This is a genomic window from Pedobacter glucosidilyticus DSM 23534, from assembly GCF_000425145.1.
In the GTDB taxonomy this organism is placed as follows: Bacteria; Bacteroidota; Bacteroidia; order Sphingobacteriales; family Sphingobacteriaceae; genus Pseudopedobacter; species Pseudopedobacter glucosidilyticus.
Window position 1 is genome coordinate 35,147 of sequence record NZ_AULF01000016.1, and the last position, 18,767, is coordinate 53,913.

Genomic DNA, 18,767 nt, shown 5'->3' on the forward strand with positions numbered 1-18,767 from the left:
ACAAAACTTAAATTGTACTTAAAGATTGAGTGCTGATTTTCTTTTGTAATTCTAAAATACCACCTATTAAAGCTTCTGGCCTTGGTGGGCAGCCTTGCACATAAATATCCACCGGAATAATTCTATCAACACCTTTTACTACATGGTAGCCATGTTCCCAGTAAGGGCCTCCACAATTAGAGCAAGAACCCATAGAAATTACATATTTAGGTTCTGGCATTTGCTCGTAAAGTCGTTTTATTCTTTCGGCCATTTTAAATGTTACCGTACCAGCAATAATAATCACGTCTGCCTGGCGTGGACTAGGTCTAGGGAAAACTCCAAACCTATCTAAATCATAATTAGAAGCCATAGAGCCCATCATTTCTATGGCGCAACAGGCAATACCAAAACTTAATGGCCATAAAGATGATAATCTTGCCCAGTTTAGCAAATCATCTAATTTGGTAACTACAACACCACCATTTTCTAATTGCTGTTCTAAGCTCATGATTTTTTAAATCTTGGGACAAATTTTGGTTTTATATTTTCTGTTTCGATGTTGTTTTCCTGTACAATCGGGCTGTTTTCTAGCTGTTTATTTTTTAAGCCGGGCTGATATTTTTCCTCATTAATAGCTTGATAGGCGCTCAATGGAATTTTGGTATCAACGGTTGGTAGTTTTAAAACAGGTTTTATCCAATCTAAATCTTTTTTTCTCCAAACATAAACCAAGCCTAATAATAAGATACTTATGAAAATCAACATTTCAGTGAAACTTAGCCATCCCCAACGTTGGTCTTGTGCAATTAGATTAGCATCGCTAAAAACGGTTGCCCAAGGGAAAATAAATACCATTTCTACATCAAACAACAAGAAAATGAGCGCTATAACGTAAAAGCGGCTGTTAAATTGAATCCATGAACTACCGATAACTTCCTCGCCACATTCGTAAGAGCTATTTTTTTCTGGATTTGGCTTATTTGGAGCAATAATTTTATTGGTGATAAAAGCCAGCATCACAAATACAATTCCCATAATAAGGAAAATGAGAACTTTACCGAATGCCGAAATTTGGGAGTATTCTTCCATGATTTGTTACAAAAATAAGATTATTAAGCCAAATGCTGCAAACTTAAGCCGGATATTCTTTGGTGATGCTTCATAAAAATCTCATTTTTGCTGCATGTTAGAAACTAAATACGATGCCATTATTATTGGAGGTGGGGCTTGTGGTCTCATGTGTGCAGCACAAGCAGGATATTTAGGTAAGAAAACATTAATATTAGAAAAAAATGCTCAAGTAGGTGCCAAAATATTGATTTCTGGTGGCGGTAGGTGTAATTATACCAATTATTATACATCGGCGCAGAATTTTATTTCAGAGAATGAGCACTTCTGTAAATCGGCTTTATCACAATGGACGGTGGATGATACCATTAGTTTTTTTGAAACTTATGGCATCATAGGGCAAGAAAAAACCTTAGGACAACTTTTTCCTACCAGTAATAAAGCGAAAGATATTGTTGAGGTTTTTAAACAAATTTGTCATGATTTTGGACAAGATGTTTACTTAAATAGTAATGTTTTAGCCGTTGAAAAGCTAAACAAGCTTTTTAAAATTACTTTTGAAAGAAACGGAAAAACAGAAACTTTGTACAGTCCCAAAGTGGTGATGGCTAGCGGTGGTTTGCCTATTGCTAAAATGGGTGCTACAGATTTTTCTTTGAAAATTGCTAAACAATTTGGACTACAGGTAGTGCAAACAGCGCCAGCTTTGGTTCCTTTAACCATTACAGGTAAAGATGCAGATTGGTTTGCCCATTTATCTGGCAATAGTATGCCTGCTGTTGTGAGTAATGATGAGATAAGCTTTGAGGAGAATATTTTGTTTACACATTGGGGTTTAAGTGGCCCAGCTATTTTGCAAATTTCTTCTTACTGGCGACCGGGCCAAAGTATTGTTATTGATTTATTGCCACATCAAAATATACAAGAACTGATAGAGCAGGAGCGAAATGCTAATGGTAAAAAGTTGTTGGCTAATTATTTAACTTTATTTTATACTCGCAAATTTGTTGATGCTTTAGGCGATATTTTACCTACTCATAAGAATCTAGCCTCTTTAACAAAAGATGATTTTGCTGTTATTAACGAGTTTATCCATCATTTTAAAGTAAAACCAGCAGGAGATAAAGGTTACGATAAAGCTGAGGTAATGCGTGGAGGCGTAGACACAAACGAATTATCATCTAAAACACTAGAAGCTAAAAAAGTACCCGGTTTATATTTTGGTGGAGAGTGTGTGGATGTTACCGGATGGTTAGGCGGATATAATTTCCAATGGGCTTGGGCTAGTGGTTTTGTTATTGCGAATAGTGTTTAGTTGGTTAGGTGTTAGTTGGTTAGGTTATTAGTTTATTAGGTGTTAGTTTGTTAGTTTCTGTAATTGTCAAATACCTAATAAGTTAAATTATCAAAATTATTAACTAAATAAGCTCTAGTATATACTAAAAATATATGCTTTTGTAGTATGAAAGTGCTATCATTAAAATTGGATGATGAAATCTTCAATGAGGCTGAGGAGATTACTCATGAGCTACGTATAGCTAGAAATCGTTATATCAACGAGGCAGTTAGAATTTATAATCTTGTTCAAAAAAAGAGGTTATTGAAGAAGCAACTTGCTAAAGAATCTGCATTAACAAGTAAAGAATCTATGGATGTTCTTCATGAATTTGAACGCTTGTTAGATGAAAATTAAGCAATACGATATTTGGCTAGCAGACCTTAATCCGAGTAGTGGCACAAAGCCGGCAAAATAAGACCAGTAGTGGTTATTCAAACTAATTTATTGAATGATATTCATCCATCTGCCATTATTTGTCCTATCACTACCTATGTACAGCAAGATATACAAATATTGAGGGTTCATCTAAAGGAAAATCAATTGGATGAATTAAGTGATATCTTGGTAGACCAAATCCGGGCGATTGACAACAAAAGGCTCATAAACAGACTAGGGGAATTAACTCAAAACCAAAAAGAAAAGCTAAAAGCTAACCTAAGAATTGTGCTTGATATTTAGCTAGCATCATCGTACCATCTTCGCTACTTGTTCGCAAAAATGGGGTGTTTTGCGAAGGTGTTACGAACAAGGTGCGAACAAATAGCGAAGAATTTGTTGGGGTACTGAAGAAGAAAGGTATATCGGAACAAAGACAAGAAGTTAAAAAGGCAAACGACATCTTGTAAGATCCTTATCTTTTAGAGTTTTTAAATGTTGTAGAAGACCACCAATTTTTAGAAATTGAAGTGGAAGAAAGGCTGAATTCAAATCTTCGACAATTTTTGCTGGTAGACAAATTAATTTTCAAAACATTCTGTACTGCACCAATCGTACAACAACTATCTTTCATTGATGGAAAACTTCTAAAAGTTAAATAGGTTTTAGATAAACTGCCGTTAAAGGGTCAAGCGTAATGGATACTATACCTTAAATTTGTATTTACTCCATACATACAATAAATTCTTCTTTAAAATCAGTTAATAAACACTTTAAGGTTTAAAAATTATTATGATAGGAACTATCCTTTTTTTAATGTTAAAGTGATATTTTAATTGCTATTCTGCTTTTATTATAAAGAAATCAACATCTTTATTTCTAAAGTTAAATCTGCTTTTTGAATTTGTGTTATAGATACATGTTTCGGACGAATAAAATCGCATTCACAACTGACAGTAAAAAAATAAGTAAGGATAAATTTTAAAGCTATTGTTTTATTTAAAAACTAGAATAAATTCCTAAAATACATTTAGGGTTAGTTACATATTGGGTTATCAAGTATCATATTTGGGATAAATCTTCACTTTCACCAAGCCCAAAAACATTATATTTATGAATCAATATTCACTTAACCAATATGAAAAAGTTATTTTTATTATTCCTGTTAACATTTTTCTGCTTTTGCTCTTATGCTCAAGAGAAACTTAGTTTTATATGTCCTTCAAACTCTAATCAAACCATAGCGTATTTTGGAGCAGTAAAAAATGGTAAGGCAAATGGATATGGTGAAGGAATTGTGAGATATTTGGGTAAACCTGGGGGCTCTTATAAAGGATACTGGAAAGATAATTATTTTCATGGGCAAGGAACTTTTGACTATGGACATATCAATGCACCAAAGGGGGATAAATACGTAGGAGAATGGGCGTATGGAAAATTCCACGGAAAAGGAACTTATTTTTACCAAATAGGGGATAAATATGAAGGTGAGTGGGTAAATGGTCAAAAAATGGGAAAGGGAACTTATTTCTTTATTAGCGGAAATAAATATGAAGGGGAGTGGCAAAATAGTTATCGGACGGGATATGGTAAATTTACGTATGCTAATGGAAAAGTTGAGGAAGGTCTATTTGATAAGAATAAATTTATAGGAAGCCATTCTAAAGTTGCATCAGTGCCATTAAACAATCAAAATAAAACTTCTCCAAATGTAGTTGCAAGTAAATCGGTTGGAAAGCTTGTTCTTAATGTTGGTATATATGAAGGTGAATTACAAAATGGTAAAGCTAACGGAAAGGGAAAAATGGTTTATAATGATGGTAGGATATTAGAAGGGGTTTTTCAAAATAATTCACCAAATGGAAATGGAAAAATGATAGATTCTTCTGGTAAATTAATTTATGAAGGAGATTATTTAGATGGAAAGCCGAACGGGAAAGGAAAACTTTGGTATCAGAACGGAGATTATTACGAGGGCGATTTTGTCATGAATGTTAAACAAGGAAAAGGAATTTATACCTTTAAAAATGGTGAAGTTTATGAGGGCGATTTTGACAATAATACCATGCATGGCAATGGTAAAATGAAATATAGAAATAGTATGATTTATGTAGGCCAATTCAAAAATGGATTGGAAAATGGATTTGGTACCATTACTACATCTCTTGATGTTTATAAAAGTGAATTCCAAAATGGGAAGTGTATAGGTAAAGGCACTATTTCTTATAAAAATGGAAATAGGTTTGAAGGAAAACTTGTCTCGTTAGTTGTAGGAGGAGTTCCTGTACCGTTAAATGGCATAACTTTTTACCCTAATGGAGATTTTTTTGAAGGAGAACATAGTCTTTTTGGAGAGTTTAAAGGTACGCTGTATTATAAATCTTCAGGGAAAAAATACGTAGGTGAAGTGGGTTATGGATTACCAAACGGAAAGGGAATTATGTATGATAAATCTGGTGAAATTTTAAATAATGGTTGTTGGAAGAAAGGTGTTTTTGATGCCTTAGATAAAAGCTGTGGATTGTAAATATTCTAAATTACCAGAAATTTTCACCTCAAATAAGGTAGAGACTTTAAATATTCATTAAAATTCAACGGAACACGAACGTCCCATGCATAAATTTAAGTTTCATGTTTGCTATAAATGACTTATCAATAAACTTTATGATGTTAGTTTTTAAACCTTAACCAATTCTTTCTCCTTTACATCCTCTAAGCTGATCGTATCAATAAGTTCGTTTTCTAAAACTTTTATCCAAGTTTTTAGATATAAAATGACATCTACTTTTTGGTTATGCTTCAAATATTTTCTATCTGCTGGTAACTGACGTAAGATTTTTGGGTCTGATAATTTTTCTAAATGGGCTAAATCTGCTCTGGTGAAACCGAAGGCAACCATTTCATCAATAATATGATCTATGGGTAAGCCGCTAGTAGGGCAATAGTCTATCAGTTGTTCATTCCAATCGCCATGTCTGCTACGCATTGCAGATTTATGAATTTCAGCTTTATCTCTATTGGTAATTACTTGAGCCAAATTACCACAGTTGCAGCTCCCCATGTGTCCCCACTGGTATGCAGCGCCTTTTTCTAGGTTTTCAACCGTTTTAAGCAGCGCTTGAATTACAGAAATTGATGCCTTTGCCATTTTTTATGTTTTGAGTATTTTTCTTCTAAACTAAATGTTTAATATAAAGTCTTTAACATTTAGACTTGCTTTTTTGTTCTTTAAAAATACAAATTATCACGATTTTAAACTCAACCTTGCTAAATACTGGTCGCTACCATCATCAAATAAAACTTCCATTTGGTAGCCGCATTTGGTAGCAATTTCTTCCATGATATCTCGGGCAACGTAAATCCAAGTGAACCAATCTCCTTTTTTGCCTTTATACTCGTATTGATAATCTATCTCACCATAATAACCATCATCTTCATACTTTTTATTTTCGTACAGATACAAAACATCCGAGGAATCGAATAAAATTTGTCCCTCTGGTTTTAATAGTTTTTTAGCATGATGTAAAAAGCGTTCAATCTCATCCAGATATTGGCAAAAACCAATACCATTCATCATTAACAATAAAGTATCATATTGCTCATCCTGATAATCAAAAATATTGGTATTGATGATTTTTTGAACGCCTCTTTTTTGCATTACCTCTGCTGCGCCGGGTGATATTTCTAAAGCTGTAACATCAAAACCTCTTTTTTGCAAAATAAGAGTTATAGCGCCAGCACCTGCGCCAATATCAAGTACTTTGCCTTTACATTGCCTAAGGGCGAAAGCTTCCAAATCGGTAATTTCATAGGCTTTACGGAAGAAAACTTCGGCAGGCATTTCTTCTGCCTCAGCGTAATTGTTGTGCAGCCAAATGGTAGAAGTTTTTCCTTTAGCGAGGTAATCTTTCAAAAAATCGCCATAAACATCATTCATAAGCACAAAGGTAAAATCTATTCCTCATGTTCGGTATTAAATTACTTAATTTGAGCTATGAACCCCGAGATACTGTTAGATTTAGTTAAAGTGCGTATGCCTTTTGGTAAATATAAGGACCGTATTTTGTGCGATTTACCAGTAAGTTACTTAGAGTGGATGTATACCAAAGGTTGGCCAGCTGGTAAATTGGGGCAACAGCTAGCAACCATTTACGAGATTAAAATTAATGGCTTAGAGTATTTATTAAAGCCTTTAAGAAATAGATGATTTATTTTTCACTTAGATGATCTATATCTCGGTCTTCTAAAAATCTGCCTTTTGCGATGATGTCATCATCATCCCAAATTTTAGAGAAAAAAGCTTTTTCTGATTGTATCCTCTTCAAAAGCGCATGGATAAAAGATAAATCGAACTCTTGTTTATTGAGTTTTATCAGGTATTCCTGTTCTGTGATTTCTAAAACTGAGTTTTGCATAATATTTTATCTTAATTTTTCCTAAAATAAAAAAGGCCGAATAACTTATCGTTAATCAGCCTTTAAGCTTTTGTTAAGTTTTAGCTTATTTAAACCACTCCATAACTTCCTCTTTTTGAGGCATGGTTAAATCTAATTTTAACTTTTTGCGCATTCCACCTAAATCATTAAATACTTTGTTAGGGTTTGCAGCTTTTAAATCTTCTATGGTATTGATACCCATTTTACGAATAACTTGTACCCATGCTTCAGGAACGCCTGCTGCTACAAAATCTTCATCAGTAGTTACTTTGGCTTTTTTCTCTGGGCGCATTTGCGGGAAGAATAATACTTCCTGTATGGATGATTGGTTGGTCATCAACATCACCAAACGGTCTATACCAATACCTAAACCTGCAGTTGGAGGCATGCCATATTCTAAAGCTCTAATGAAGTCATCATCCATAGCCATAGCTTCATCATCACCACGAGCGGCTAAAGTTAATTGATCTTCAAAACGCTCTTTTTGGTCAATGGCATCATTTAACTCAGAATAAGCATTAGCAATTTCTTTACCCTGTACAAATAGCTCAAAACGCTCTACCAAACCTTCTGTAGTACGGTGTTTTTTAGCTAAAGGTGTCATTTCTATAGGGTAATCGGTAATAAAAGTAGGTTGAATTAAGTTGTGTTCTACTTTCTCGCCAAAAATAGCATCAACCAATTTACCTTTACCCATACTAGCATCAACCTCAATATTTAAGCTTTTGCAAGTATCTATCAATTGCTGCTCGTTCATCTGTGAAACGTCTATACCTGTATATTTCTTAATAGAATCATACATGGATAATTTCTCGTAAGGGCCAGCAAAATCAATTTCATCGTTCCCAACTTTGATAGTTGTTGTGCCATGAATAGCTGTAGTAACTTTTTCTAAACACTCTTCTACCATGCCCATCATCCAGATGTAGTCTTTATAAGCTACATAAATTTCCATGGATGTAAACTCTGGGTTATGGGTACGGTCCATACCTTCGTTTCTGAACATTTTACCAAACTCGTAAACGCCATCAAAACCTGCAACAATAAGTCTTTTTAGGTAAAGCTCGTTAGCAATACGCAAGAAAAGAGGCATGTCTAAGGTATTGTGGTAAGTGTTAAATGGCCTTGCTGCTGCACCACCATGTATGGCCTGTAAAATAGGTGTTTCTACTTCCATCCAACCTTGCGAATCAAAATAATTACGCATAGTACTGATGACTTTAGAACGTGTTTTAAATATTTCTTTAAACTCCGGATTAACCGTTAAATCTACATAACGCATACGGTAACGCATCTCTGGGTCGGTAAAGCCATCATAAACATTACCATCATCGTCGCGTTTTACAATAGGCAATGGTTTTAAAGATTTACTTAAGACCTTAAATTCTGTTACATGTATAGAAATTTCTCCGGTTTGTGTAGTAAAAACAAAACCATTAACACCAATATAATCACCAATATCTAAAAGCTTTTTAAATACGGTATTGTATAAAGTTTTATCTTCTCCGGGGCAAACATCATCTCTTCTGATATAAGCTTGGATTCGGCCTGTAGCATCTTGTAATTCCACAAAAGAAGCGTTTCCCATAATTCTACGGGTCATGATTCTGCCAGCTAAGCTGATATTTTTATAAGAAGTTTTATCTCTTTCGTAATTTGAAGTAATATCTAAAGCATTTGCATTAATCTCAAATGCCTCTGCAGGATAGGGATTGATACCTAAATTTCTTAGTTCTTGTAAAGACTGGCGTCTTTGTATTTCCTGTTCTGAAAGTATACTCATTAATTTGAAAATTTCGGACAAAAATAAGCTTTTCTTTGTTTATTTATAGTCTAAATACAACACCGAAAAGCCTATTGTTTTAATGAGTAAGAAATAGGGGATAAATTATGAGTTACCTTTTGCTTTTTGAGCTATCAATTCGGCCAATAGAGGGTTTAACTGATGTTTTGTGATTAAGAAGTTAATGATTTCCTCGCAATCTGGTTTACCACTTTTTCTAATAGTTTCTATCCAATACTCTAAAGGATGACCGGTATTTTCTTCAATAGCGGTCATCAAAGTTTCTGTTGTTGGGTTCATAGCCAGTGTTTATAAAAACTTACAGCTATAATTTTGCCAAAAAATGCAGACTCAACTAATTGGTTTCTTTTCTTTTTCTAAAGAACTTCTTTTTAGCAGTTGGAGCAGCATGATTTTTAACATTTCCTTGTGCAGACTTATGCGAGATAGAAGCATTACTTCTTCCAGATTTACCAGTTTTTTTAGCACTTGGTGTAGCAGTAAACTTAGTCATCGGAAATGGGTTTTCTTCTGCTTTAGGGATAGTTTTCCCTATAATTTTTTGGATATCTTGTAAAAACTCTTTTTCATCTATATCACAAAAAGAAAAGGCTGTTCCGTTAGCACCAGCTCTACCTGTTCTACCAATACGGTGTACATAAGTTTCGGGGATGTTAGGGATTTCATAATTTACTACATAAGCTAAATCATCCACGTCTATACCTCTTGCAGCAATATCTGTAGCTACCAGAACTCTTATTTTATGAGACTTAAATTCTTCTAAAGCCCTTTGTCTGGCATTTTGAGATTTATTACCATGTATGGCTGCAGCTTTAACACCGTGGTTAAGCAGCATTTTTACCACTTTATCTGCCCCATGTTTGGTTTTCGTAAATACCAAAGCGGTTTTAATGTTTTTATCTTCTAAGATATGGATTAACAATTTATTCTTATTATCCCTATCTACCATATAAACAAATTGATTAATGGTATCTGCCGTAGAAGATTCTGGTGTTACTTCAACTTTTACTGGGTCTTTTAATATTTCTGATGCTAGTTTCTGAATAACAGGAGGCATGGTAGCAGAGAAAAATAAAGATTGTCTTTTTGCAGGTAAAGCTGCTATCAGCTTTTTAACATCATGAATAAAGCCCATATCTAGCATACGGTCTGCCTCGTCTAAAACAAATAAACTAATACTTTTTAGGCTAATGTAGCGCTGATTCATCAAATCTAACAACCTACCTGGGGTAGCAATTAAGATATCTACACCTTTAGCTAAAGCATCTGTTTGTGCTTTTTGCCCAACACCGCCAAAAATAACAGCGTATTTTAAAGGCGTATTTTTACCATAAGCAGCAAAGCTATCTGCAATTTGTATAGCCAATTCTCTGGTTGGAGTTACAATTAAAGCTCTAATAGCTCTTGTACCTTTAGCTTGTTGGTGCGATGAGTTATGCAACAATTGGATAATTGGTATGGCAAATGCAGCAGTTTTACCTGTACCTGTTTGTGCGCAACCTAATAAATCATTTCCGTCTAAAACTAATGGAATTGCTTGTGCCTGAATAGGAGTGGGTTTGGTATAGCCTTCTGTTTGTAAGGCTTTTTTTATCGGATTTATTAAATCCAATTCATCAAATGAAATCATAAATGGGGTTAAGGCAAAATCCCATTATTGATATCAAAATAGGCAAACCTTCTTTTTAAATTTTTACAAAGGTGCTTATAATTTCTGGGATTGTTGCTTTTGATGATGATGTTGTTACTTTTGAGGTATACTTACTTACTCATTATCAGCTAATAAGCCTTTAACTAAAGATTTCCATTGGAAATAAGAAAAACCCAAAAAAGAGCCTAAAGCAACCAATATGTTTCTGATTTTTCCTGCTAAACTATGTACAAAGGTATTGGGTGTTTCATTTCTACCATGCACCAAAGCGGTAATTTTAGTGCCTTTACGTAGTACAGAAAAGGTAGAACTTGCCTTGTCATCAAAAAAATGAGCGGTTTCTGTATCAAAAGGAGGGCTAGCAGGCTTTACCAGCATAGAAAATATTTGTTCATCTTGCTGCTGGTTATTTTCTTCTTTTAGTTCTTGTACCTGTACCCAATCATACCCCTTTCCACTGTCTAAACCAGGGAAAGGGATGTTAATTTGAAAATAATCGCCTAAAGTAACTTGACGCTTTACTTCAATGCCGTTTTTATCACGTAAAGTAAATTTAGTTTCTAGATGTTGAGTAACTAAATGCCAGTGATTTACATCTTTTAAGCGGTTTACAGCTACTTCATAAAACTGAATAGCTTCTTCTAAACCAGATAAAGTAATGCTTTCTTTGATGTCTGTAGCTATACCTTTTTGTTGTTTAGGTATAATTTCGTTTTGATTTTCCATATTATCCATTTACTACTTCGCCACCATTAGGATGCATCATTTGTCCGGAGATATAAGAAGACTCATCAGAAGCTAAGAAAACATAGCAATAAGCTACTTCATTGGGTTGCCCAGGGCGTTTCATAGGAACGTTAGAACCAAATTTAGAAACCTTTTCTGCATCAAAAGTTGCTGGGATTAAAGGTGTCCAAATAGGACCAGGGGCTACACCGTTTACACGGATACCTTTTTCTACTAAAGACATAGACAAAGACCGTGTAAAAGCTACAATAGCGCCTTTTGTTGATGAATAATCTAATAATTGAGGATTGCCTTTGTAAGCTGTAACAGATGCTGTGTTAATAATTGATGAACCTTCTTTAAGATGGGCTAGTGCAGCTTTTACAATATAAAACTGAGAAAAAATATTGGTTCTGAAAGTTTGTTCTAGTTGCGATGAGCTTATATCCTCGATACTTTCTTGCGGGAATTGTACAGCAGCATTATTCACCAAAATATCAATTTTACCAAATTTCTCTATGGTTTTATCAATAATCAATTGGCAGTGTTTTTCTTCAGAAATATCACCTGCAATTAATAAACAGGCTGTACCATATTCTTCAACTTCTTTTTTGGTGAGTTCTGCATCTTCAAATTCATTTAAGAAGGAAATAACTACATGAGCACCTTCTTTAGCGTAGGCAACGGCAACAGCTCTTCCTATACCGCTATCTCCACCGGTTATAATAGCAACTTTTCCATTTAAACGTTTCCCGGTTTGTATAACACTTTCAAATTCTGGTTTCGGATTCATTTCCGATTCAATACCTGGTTGCTGGTTTTGCTCTTGTGCTGGTAATGTTTGTTCGTTTTTCATAGCGTGATGTTTTTCGGTAATCATGCTATTTTTGTACCAAACCTGTTCTTTAGGCAGATATTAAACTTATATTGTACAAAAATTAGAAAAGATGAATTTTAAGCTGGGCGAATTTGTAAGATTTGTTGATGAAAATAGAGAAGGTTATATCACCAAAATTATTGATGAGCAGTTGGTAGGTGTAACAGGTGAAGATGATTTTGAGATTCCTGTTTTAGTTACACATATTACCCGTGTTCATGGACGTCAGTATCAGGATGTTGAAGATTTAACTAGCATTGCGCCCCAGCAAACTGTGGCGGATAATTTTGTTAAAAGAGGTATTCATTTAGCGGTTATCCCTGATGCCAACAAGGGGTCTATTGTACATTTTTATATTATCAATGAAACTTCTTTTCAGCTTTTAACAGCTGTGCAAGCAGATAAAAATAATAAAATAAAAGGCGAGTTTGCGGGTTTGATAGAGCCTCATCAAAACAGAAAAATTTATTCGGCAGCTTTGCCAGAATTAGATATTTGGCCTACTTTACATATTCAAGTTTTAACTTATGCTACGCAGGATGTTAAATCTTTAGAGCCTTTAAACACGAGTTTTAAATTTAAGGCTAAGGATTTTTCTGGTGCTAAAGTAAATGTGCCACAAATAAAGCAAAATGGTTGGTTGTTAAGGATTGATGAAGACGAGCTTAAAATAGATGTTAACAAATTAAAAGAAAGCTTTTTTAAACCTAGCACAGAAAAAATAGCCTTAGAAAGGCCAGCCAAAGAACTTGACTTGCATATAGAAAAGTTGAGAGAAGATTATCAGTTTTTAAATAAAAACGAGATTTTAACCATTCAACAAGACATCTTTACAAAGAGTTTAGATGCTGCAATAGCACATAAATATCCTCAAATGATTTTTATCCATGGGGTAGGCAACGGTGTTTTAAGAGATTTTATTCACAAAACGGTAAGTAAGCATCCGCAAGTAAAAACCTTTATGGATGCTCAAAGGGAAAAGTTTGGCTATGGTGCTACTCAAGTTGTTTTTAAATAAAATAAACCAAATAATAGGGTTATACGTATTTTGAGTTAAACATTTAAAGATGAAAAATATATTTACGCTTGTTTTTTTTATCTTTTTCGGATTTTCTTCTTTTGCGCAGTTAAAACCAGGTTTCATGGTTGATGAATATTTGGAAATGTTAAGCGTTTCCAGAGGACATATAGATACTATTATTCCGGGGGATAAAACCCCAGCATCAACACGGTTTAAAAAATCGTATCGCTCTAAAGAAGTGGGGCTTTTAAATAGATGGGAGTTATGGGAAGATGCCACAACTGCGGTGATTAGTATAAGAGGTACAACTGCTGATTTACCTAGCTGGATGGAAAATTTCTACGCCGCTATGGTACCCGCTACAGGAAGTATAAAATTAGAAAATAGCTTTACTTTTAATTATCAATTAGCTAAAAGCGAAGAAGCGAAAGTTCATGTAGGTTGGTTGCTAGGTTTGGCTTATTTACAAAGAGATATTTTACCAAAACTAGATTCTTTAGATAAAGTAGGGAAACATCAAATTTTGATTATGGGGCATAGCCAAGGTGCTGCTTTGTCTTATTTATTGCGTTCTCATTTACATTATTTACAACAGCAGGGTAAACTTAATAAAGCTTTCCAATTCAAGACTTTTTGCAGTGCGCCACCCAAACCGGGTAATTTATATTATGCTTATGATTTTGAAGCTATTAACTATGGTGGCTGGGCTTTTTCTGTTATCAATTCGGCCGATTGGGTGCCTGAAACTCCATTTTCTATACAAACGTTAAGAGATTTTAATCCAACCAATCCTTTTGTTAATCTAGATAAAGCGTTAAAAAAACAGCCTTTATTGGTTCGCTTATATGCTAAAAGATTATTTAATAGGATTGATAAAAGTACTAGCAAAGCACAGCAAAGATTTGAGCAATATATGGGTACTCAGGTCTTTAAAATTCTAAAGAAAACTTTCCCTGAGATGGAAGAACCACAATACGAGTCTTCTAATGCTTATACCCGAGTAGGTACGCCTATTATTTTAACGCCAGATGAAAAATATTTAAAAGAACGCCCTTTAAAAGACGGTAAAGTTTTTTCTCATCACACCTATTGGGCCTATTATCAACTGGCTTTAAATCTAAAATAAGCTATTTTTGTGCCTTCATGTATACAAGAGAAGAAGCCTCAAGAATAAAGGAAGAATTTTGGACTAGCTTTGGCAAGTATCTAGCGCCTCATCAATCAATCTTTGGCACTAAAGTAAATTGGGTTAATTATAAAACCGGGGTAAAGGATATTTATTTCAGGATGCAAGCTGATAAAAGAACCGCATCAATTTATATAGCCATCACTCATGCAGATTTAGGTCTTCAAGAGCTATTTTTTGAACAGTTCCAAGAATTTAAGTTACTTTTAGAGCAAGCCTGTAAAGAAGAATGGAATTGGCAATTACATACTCAAGATGATTATGGCAGAACCATATCTCGCATTGGCTTAGAGCTCAATCAAGTAAATGTTTTTAATAAACAAGATTGGCCGGCTATCATTTCTTTTTTTAAACCACGTATCATAGCGCTTGATGATTTTTGGTATGATGTTAAAGATAATTTTGTTGAGCTAAGTAGATAAATTTTTTTGTCTTGTTTCTGGCATCATTTATGGTTTATTCATGATGAACTAAAATTAAGATCATTATGGATAAGTTGAAAAAATTTGCATTGATGGAGAAGATCTCACATGAGCTAGAAGATCTTAAAAATAGCCAAATAGCTGTTTTAAATAAGATGGCAAAGATTGAGATTGATAATATGGAGCTTAACAATAAAAAGCTTGAAGATAAATTGCCCGATATGCATCAAAGTGCAGCCGATATGGTTGATAGTATTCAGGAAATATTAGGCGATTTTGAAAGTATTAAATCTTCTTACGAGAGTAAAAACAATATTGACGCTTTAAAAGAGCAAGAATTAGTTAATAGTGTAAAATAGAAAGTACAGGGTTTAAATTATGAAGTACAGAGTATATAGACCCTAGAAGCCGGATATCTAGGAGATAATCTTAAACATTAAATAGAAATTCCTGAAGAACGAAGGGTTTAAGAAGTATTATATTGAGCCAAAACAAAAAGAGCCGTTTCATGAACGGCTCTTTTTATTTTATGGGTTTTATATGTTTTTACCTTTCATAGCTTGGGCAATGGCTTGGTCCATTAGTCTTTCTGCAAATGGTCTGGTATATTCATTTAAAATATCAATGTTATTTAAGATGGCGTCTTTATCTGCTTTACCTAAACTTTCTTTTAAAGCTTCAATAAGTTTTTGGGTTTCGGCAATTTCTGCTTCGTTTAGGTAAGCGCTGTTTTTAGCAATAAATCTTTCTGCGGTATAAACCATTTGTTCGCCTTCTGTTCTGGCTTCTATTATCATACGCTGGGCAACATCATCTTTTGCATGGGTTACAGAATCTAAAAGCATTTTTTCTACTTCTTCATCTTTTAAACCGTACGTTGGCACTACATCAATTTCTTGCTTTATACCAGATCTTAATTCCACAGCTTGTATTTTTAGGATACCATCTGCGTTAAGCAAAAAGTTAATATCTACTTTAGGGAAACCAGCGGGCATAGCAGGGATACCTTTTAAATCAAACTCTGCAAGTTTTCTGTTCTCTTTTACCAAATCTCTTTCGCCTTGGTAAACTGATATTTTCATGTTTACCTGCCCATCTATAGAAGTAGTATATTGTCTGCCAGCTTTGGTAGGTACTTTAGAGTTACGCGGAATAATGACATCCATTAAACCGCCCATGGTTTCTATTCCTAAGGAAAGTGGTGTTACATCCAATAATAAAATATCTTTTCTATTACCAGCTAAAACATCAGCTTGTATGGCAGCACCTAAGGCCACAACTTCATCGGGGTTTATGCTATCGTTAACAGTTTTATTAAAGAAAGCAGCAACTTTTTGTTTAACCAAAGCTGTTCTGGTAGAACCGCCAACCATTACTACTTCATCAATATCGGTAATACTTAAGCCCGCATCTTGCAAAGCATTTTGGCAAGCTTTAATAGTTAAATCAACTTTATCAGCAATTAAGTTTTCAAAAGTATGTTTATCTATAGCACAAGCTATATCCCCAATTTTTTCGTTAAATAAGTTTTGATGACTTAAAGCTTTTTTAGCTTCCTCTGCTTTTAATCGCAAGGCTTGCATAGGAATAGCATCTCCAGCAAGATTATTTTGTGTTACCCAATAATCTATAATGGCTCGGTCAAAATCATCGCCACCTAAAAATGTATCTCCATTAGTTGCTAAAACCTCAAAAATGCCATTTTGTATTTTAAGTATTGATACGTCAAAAGTTCCTCCACCAAGGTCGTAAACGGCAATGGTTTTAGATTCATCAGGATTTAACCCGATACCATAAGCTAAAGAAGCGGCTGTTGGCTCGTTCACAATACGTAAAACGTCTAAGCCTGCTAGTTTACCGGCATCTCTAGTCGCTTGTCTTTGCGAATCGTTAAAGTAAGCCGGAACGGTAATAACTGCTCTGGTAACTTTTGTTTTCAGGCTGTGTTCTGCTCTTTCTTTCAGTTCTTTTAAGATGAGTGACGAAAGTTCTATAGGGGTATAAAATTGTTCGCCAACTTTAATTTTAACTAAAGATTCATCGTTATCATCATCAATAACTTTATAAGAGAAATAATCCTCGTGTTTTTGGATGTCTTTATAAGAACGGCCTAAAAGTCTTTTAACAGAAAATATGGTGTTTTGCGGGTCGCTAATTAAGTATTCTTTAGCTTCATTACCTACAATGGTTTGGTTATTTTGGAAGTGTACAATAGAAGGAACCAAAACGCCCCTGCCCATATCATTAATAACTTGTGCATTTCCATCAGGATTGATAAAAGCCACCAAAGAGTTCGTGGTACCTAAATCTATTCCTACAATAATATCCTCTTTTTGTAAAGAGCCTGTTGCCAGGTTAATTGAAACTTTAGCCATAATTAATTAACAGGCTGCAAAGGTAATGAGTTTTAAATTAGGGTATGTTATTAAAATGTCATTCAAAGGGATGTTAATGAATTTTCCTGTCTAAAAAAGCTTAGACAGGAAAAAATGCTTGTAGTTATTACCTACTAAAAGTTAATCTCTTTCCTTTTACAGATTCATCAAATTTACCATGTTCATAAGCTAAATGCCCGCTTACAAAAGTGTGGGTAATTTCTGAGTGGAAAGTTGTACCTTCAAAAGGAGACCATTTACATTTTGCTAAAATATTATCCTCTTTAACGGTGTATGAAGCGTTTAAATCTACCAAAACTAAATCTGCCCAGTAGCCTTCTGTGATAAAACCTCTATCAGCCAATTGGAAACAAATAGCTACGTTGTGGGCCATTTTCTCAACTATTTTTTCAAGGCTTATTTTGCCTTGTTTGTGCATTTCTAACATCGCATTTAATGCATGCTGTACTAATGGACCGCCAGAAGGAGCGTTTAAATAAGTTTGTTGTTTTTCCTCTTTGGTATGCGGAGCGTGGTCGGTTGCAATTACATCTATTCTGTCATCTAACAAAGCTTTTAAAATTTCATCTCTATCTTCAATAGTCTTAACAGCAGGGTTCCACTTGATCCAATTTCCTTTGGTTTTATAGTCTCCATCATGAAACCATAAATGGTGTATACAAGCTTCTGAAGTTATTTTTTTATCGGCTAAAGCCGTTTTATTATCAAACAAGAAGGTTTCTTTCCCGGTAGAAATATGTAAAATATGTAATCTGGTTTGGTGTTTTTTAGCTAAATCAACCGCAAAAGAAGAAGACAAATAACAAGCTTCTTCATTTCTAATAATGGGATGCATTTCTGGGGTAATAGCATCACCATATTTTTCTTTAAATAATTGTAGGTTATGTCTTATGGTAGCTTCGTCCTCGCAATGTGTTGCTACTAACGTAGGGGCGTTTTTAAATATACCTTCTAAAGTTTTTTCATCGTCTACCAACATGTTTCCTGTAGAAGAACCCATGAAAACTTTAATTCCGCATACATTTTTAGGATCAGTCTTTAAGACTTCATCTAAATTGGTATTGCCAGCACCCATGTAAAAAGAATAATTGGCTAATGATTTTTGCTGGGCAATTTGATATTTATCTGCTAACAATTCTTGCGTTAAAGCATTAGGTACAGTGTTTGGCATTTCCATGTAAGTAGTAATACCTCCAGCAACAGCCGCTTTTGCTTCGGTATAAATTTCTCCTTTATGGGTTAAACCAGGTTCTCTAAAATGGACTTGGTCATCAATACAGCCTGGTAATAAATATTTACCTTCGGCATTAATTTCTTTAGCTTCTGGAGCGCTCAGCTGACTCCCAATTTTTGCTATTTTACCATCTTTAATGAGAACATCTGCAACGGTTTGTTTGCCTTCGTTTACAAGCGTTGCTGCTTTGATAAGGATTGAATTTGCCATGTTGCGAATATAAATAAAATCTAAAATCGTGTTCTAAAAA

At 34.4% G+C, this 18,767-nt stretch carries 20 protein-coding genes and 1 pseudogene; 9 read left to right on the forward strand and 12 right to left on the reverse strand.

Going from position 1 to position 18,767, the window contains the following annotated elements:
* Nucleotides 1-7: 7 nt before the first annotated feature.
* Both H510_RS0106760 and H510_RS0106765 read right to left on the reverse strand, forming a co-directional pair.
* On the reverse strand, nt 8-490 hold the full coding sequence (locus tag H510_RS0106760) for an NADH-quinone oxidoreductase subunit B (protein WP_026903629.1): 483 nt from the start codon (nt 488-490) through the stop codon (nt 8-10).
* Nucleotides 487-1,071 carry an NADH-quinone oxidoreductase subunit A gene (locus tag H510_RS0106765; RefSeq protein ID WP_026903630.1) on the reverse strand — a complete coding sequence of 195 codons (585 nt, stop codon included), beginning with the start codon at nt 1,069-1,071 and terminating at the stop codon, nt 487-489. Before H510_RS0106765 ends, H510_RS0106760 begins: the two co-directional genes overlap by 4 nt.
* Nucleotides 1,072-1,165: 94 nt before the next feature.
* Between H510_RS0106765 and H510_RS0106770 the strand changes: the two genes are divergently transcribed.
* From H510_RS0106770 to H510_RS0106785, 4 genes and pseudogenes are all read left to right on the forward strand, one after another.
* Nucleotides 1,166-2,365 (forward strand): BaiN/RdsA family NAD(P)/FAD-dependent oxidoreductase, encoded by a 1,200-nt coding sequence (locus tag H510_RS0106770; RefSeq protein ID WP_026903631.1) that lies wholly within the window; start codon nt 1,166-1,168, stop codon nt 2,363-2,365.
* Between the two features lie 147 nt (nt 2,366-2,512).
* Nucleotides 2,513-2,743 (forward strand): hypothetical protein, encoded by a 231-nt coding sequence (locus H510_RS0106775; protein WP_026903632.1) that lies wholly within the window; start codon nt 2,513-2,515, stop codon nt 2,741-2,743.
* Nucleotides 2,744-2,797: 54 nt separating this feature from the next.
* Nucleotides 2,798-3,067: pseudogene (locus H510_RS18405) on the forward strand (type II toxin-antitoxin system PemK/MazF family toxin); the annotation flags it as partial.
* An 835-nt stretch (nt 3,068-3,902) separates the two neighbouring features.
* Nucleotides 3,903-5,291 carry an MORN repeat-containing protein gene (locus H510_RS0106785; protein WP_026903633.1) on the forward strand — a complete coding sequence of 463 codons (1,389 nt, stop codon included), beginning with the start codon at nt 3,903-3,905 and terminating at the stop codon, nt 5,289-5,291.
* A 150-nt stretch (nt 5,292-5,441) separates the two neighbouring features.
* Here the strand turns inward: H510_RS0106785 and H510_RS0106790 are convergent, their stop codons facing one another.
* Both H510_RS0106790 and H510_RS0106795 read right to left on the reverse strand, forming a co-directional pair.
* Entirely contained in the window at nt 5,442-5,912 is a 471-nt protein-coding gene (locus H510_RS0106790; RefSeq protein ID WP_026903634.1) for a hypothetical protein, read from the reverse strand.
* 96 nt (nt 5,913-6,008) lie between these two features.
* Nucleotides 6,009-6,701, reverse strand: a complete 693-nt coding sequence (locus H510_RS0106795) for a class I SAM-dependent methyltransferase (RefSeq protein ID WP_026903635.1) — start codon at nt 6,699-6,701, stop codon at nt 6,009-6,011.
* A 57-nt stretch (nt 6,702-6,758) separates the two neighbouring features.
* Between H510_RS0106795 and H510_RS0106800 the strand changes: the two genes are divergently transcribed.
* A complete protein-coding gene (locus H510_RS0106800; RefSeq protein ID WP_026903636.1) occupies nt 6,759-6,971 on the forward strand; it encodes a DUF3820 family protein in 213 nt (70 codons plus the stop codon).
* Nucleotide 6,972: 1 nt separating this feature from the next.
* Here H510_RS0106800 and H510_RS0106805 read toward each other — a convergent pair whose 3' ends face one another.
* From H510_RS0106805 to H510_RS0106830, 6 genes are all read right to left on the reverse strand, one after another.
* The gene (locus tag H510_RS0106805) at nt 6,973-7,179 is read right to left on the reverse strand and encodes a hypothetical protein (protein ID WP_026903637.1); all 207 of its coding nucleotides are present in this window, start codon (nt 7,177-7,179) and stop codon (nt 6,973-6,975) included.
* An 85-nt stretch (nt 7,180-7,264) separates the two neighbouring features.
* Nucleotides 7,265-8,983, reverse strand: coding sequence for a lysine--tRNA ligase (gene lysS / locus H510_RS0106810; protein WP_026903638.1), 1,719 nt, complete (start codon nt 8,981-8,983; stop codon nt 7,265-7,267).
* A 105-nt stretch (nt 8,984-9,088) separates the two neighbouring features.
* A complete protein-coding gene (locus H510_RS0106815) occupies nt 9,089-9,283 on the reverse strand; it encodes a DUF4287 domain-containing protein (protein WP_026903639.1) in 195 nt (64 codons plus the stop codon).
* A gap of 55 nt (nt 9,284-9,338) precedes the next feature.
* The gene (locus H510_RS0106820) at nt 9,339-10,631 is read right to left on the reverse strand and encodes a DEAD/DEAH box helicase (RefSeq protein WP_026903640.1); all 1,293 of its coding nucleotides are present in this window, start codon (nt 10,629-10,631) and stop codon (nt 9,339-9,341) included.
* A gap of 138 nt (nt 10,632-10,769) precedes the next feature.
* Nucleotides 10,770-11,381 (reverse strand): hypothetical protein, encoded by a 612-nt coding sequence (locus H510_RS0106825; protein ID WP_155977876.1) that lies wholly within the window; start codon nt 11,379-11,381, stop codon nt 10,770-10,772.
* A gap of 1 nt (nt 11,382) precedes the next feature.
* The gene (locus H510_RS0106830; RefSeq protein WP_026903642.1) at nt 11,383-12,237 is read right to left on the reverse strand and encodes an SDR family oxidoreductase; all 855 of its coding nucleotides are present in this window, start codon (nt 12,235-12,237) and stop codon (nt 11,383-11,385) included.
* A gap of 91 nt (nt 12,238-12,328) precedes the next feature.
* Between H510_RS0106830 and H510_RS0106835 the strand changes: the two genes are divergently transcribed.
* The 4 genes from H510_RS0106835 to H510_RS0106850 all read left to right on the forward strand — a co-directional run bounded on the left by H510_RS0106835 (nt 12,329) and on the right by H510_RS0106850 (nt 15,246).
* The gene (locus H510_RS0106835) at nt 12,329-13,276 is read left to right on the forward strand and encodes a Smr/MutS family protein (RefSeq protein ID WP_026903643.1); all 948 of its coding nucleotides are present in this window, start codon (nt 12,329-12,331) and stop codon (nt 13,274-13,276) included.
* Between the two features lie 49 nt (nt 13,277-13,325).
* The gene (locus tag H510_RS0106840) at nt 13,326-14,405 is read left to right on the forward strand and encodes a lipase family protein (protein WP_026903644.1); all 1,080 of its coding nucleotides are present in this window, start codon (nt 13,326-13,328) and stop codon (nt 14,403-14,405) included.
* Nucleotides 14,406-14,422: 17 nt separating this feature from the next.
* On the forward strand, nt 14,423-14,887 hold the full coding sequence (locus H510_RS0106845; protein WP_026903645.1) for a DUF4268 domain-containing protein: 465 nt from the start codon (nt 14,423-14,425) through the stop codon (nt 14,885-14,887).
* Between the two features lie 92 nt (nt 14,888-14,979).
* Nucleotides 14,980-15,246 (forward strand): hypothetical protein, encoded by a 267-nt coding sequence (locus tag H510_RS0106850; protein WP_342662620.1) that lies wholly within the window; start codon nt 14,980-14,982, stop codon nt 15,244-15,246.
* A gap of 177 nt (nt 15,247-15,423) precedes the next feature.
* On the opposite strand, the gene hscA is transcribed toward H510_RS0106850, so the two are convergent.
* Nucleotides 15,424-17,262: a Fe-S protein assembly chaperone HscA gene (hscA, locus tag H510_RS0106855; protein ID WP_026903647.1), complete on the reverse strand. Its 1,839-nt coding sequence runs from the start codon at nt 17,260-17,262 to the stop codon at nt 15,424-15,426.
* A 127-nt stretch (nt 17,263-17,389) separates the two neighbouring features.
* On the reverse strand, nt 17,390-18,727 hold the full coding sequence (locus H510_RS0106860; RefSeq protein ID WP_026903648.1) for a dihydroorotase: 1,338 nt from the start codon (nt 18,725-18,727) through the stop codon (nt 17,390-17,392).
* Nucleotides 18,728-18,767: the final 40 nt, after the last annotated feature.

Bases quoted from the DNA above. Each gene is read 5' to 3' on its own strand.
- hscA (WP_026903647.1), bottom strand. From the start codon at position 17,262: ATGGCTAAAGTTTCAATTAACCTGGCAACAGGCTCTTTACAAAAAGAG.
- H510_RS0106785 (WP_026903633.1), top strand. From the start codon at position 3,903: ATGAAAAAGTTATTTTTATTATTCCTGTTAACATTTTTCTGCTTTTGC.
- H510_RS0106795 (WP_026903635.1), bottom strand. From the start codon at position 6,701: ATGAATGATGTTTATGGCGATTTTTTGAAAGATTACCTCGCTAAAGGA.
- H510_RS0106805 (WP_026903637.1), bottom strand. From the start codon at position 7,179: ATGCAAAACTCAGTTTTAGAAATCACAGAACAGGAATACCTGATAAAA.
- H510_RS0106760 (WP_026903629.1), bottom strand. From the start codon at position 490: ATGAGCTTAGAACAGCAATTAGAAAATGGTGGTGTTGTAGTTACCAAA.
- H510_RS0106835 (WP_026903643.1), top strand. From the start codon at position 12,329: ATGAATTTTAAGCTGGGCGAATTTGTAAGATTTGTTGATGAAAATAGA.
- lysS (WP_026903638.1), bottom strand. From the start codon at position 8,983: ATGAGTATACTTTCAGAACAGGAAATACAAAGACGCCAGTCTTTACAA.
- H510_RS0106770 (WP_026903631.1), top strand. From the start codon at position 1,166: ATGTTAGAAACTAAATACGATGCCATTATTATTGGAGGTGGGGCTTGT.
- H510_RS0106765 (WP_026903630.1), bottom strand. From the start codon at position 1,071: ATGGAAGAATACTCCCAAATTTCGGCATTCGGTAAAGTTCTCATTTTC.
- H510_RS0106825 (WP_155977876.1), bottom strand. From the start codon at position 11,381: ATGGAAAATCAAAACGAAATTATACCTAAACAACAAAAAGGTATAGCT.
- H510_RS0106775 (WP_026903632.1), top strand. From the start codon at position 2,513: ATGAAAGTGCTATCATTAAAATTGGATGATGAAATCTTCAATGAGGCT.
- H510_RS0106830 (WP_026903642.1), bottom strand. From the start codon at position 12,237: ATGAAAAACGAACAAACATTACCAGCACAAGAGCAAAACCAGCAACCA.
- H510_RS0106845 (WP_026903645.1), top strand. From the start codon at position 14,423: ATGTATACAAGAGAAGAAGCCTCAAGAATAAAGGAAGAATTTTGGACT.
- H510_RS0106850 (WP_342662620.1), top strand. From the start codon at position 14,980: ATGGAGAAGATCTCACATGAGCTAGAAGATCTTAAAAATAGCCAAATA.
- H510_RS0106815 (WP_026903639.1), bottom strand. From the start codon at position 9,283: ATGAACCCAACAACAGAAACTTTGATGACCGCTATTGAAGAAAATACC.
- H510_RS0106800 (WP_026903636.1), top strand. From the start codon at position 6,759: ATGAACCCCGAGATACTGTTAGATTTAGTTAAAGTGCGTATGCCTTTT.
- H510_RS0106860 (WP_026903648.1), bottom strand. From the start codon at position 18,727: ATGGCAAATTCAATCCTTATCAAAGCAGCAACGCTTGTAAACGAAGGC.
- H510_RS0106840 (WP_026903644.1), top strand. From the start codon at position 13,326: ATGAAAAATATATTTACGCTTGTTTTTTTTATCTTTTTCGGATTTTCT.
- H510_RS0106790 (WP_026903634.1), bottom strand. From the start codon at position 5,912: ATGGCAAAGGCATCAATTTCTGTAATTCAAGCGCTGCTTAAAACGGTT.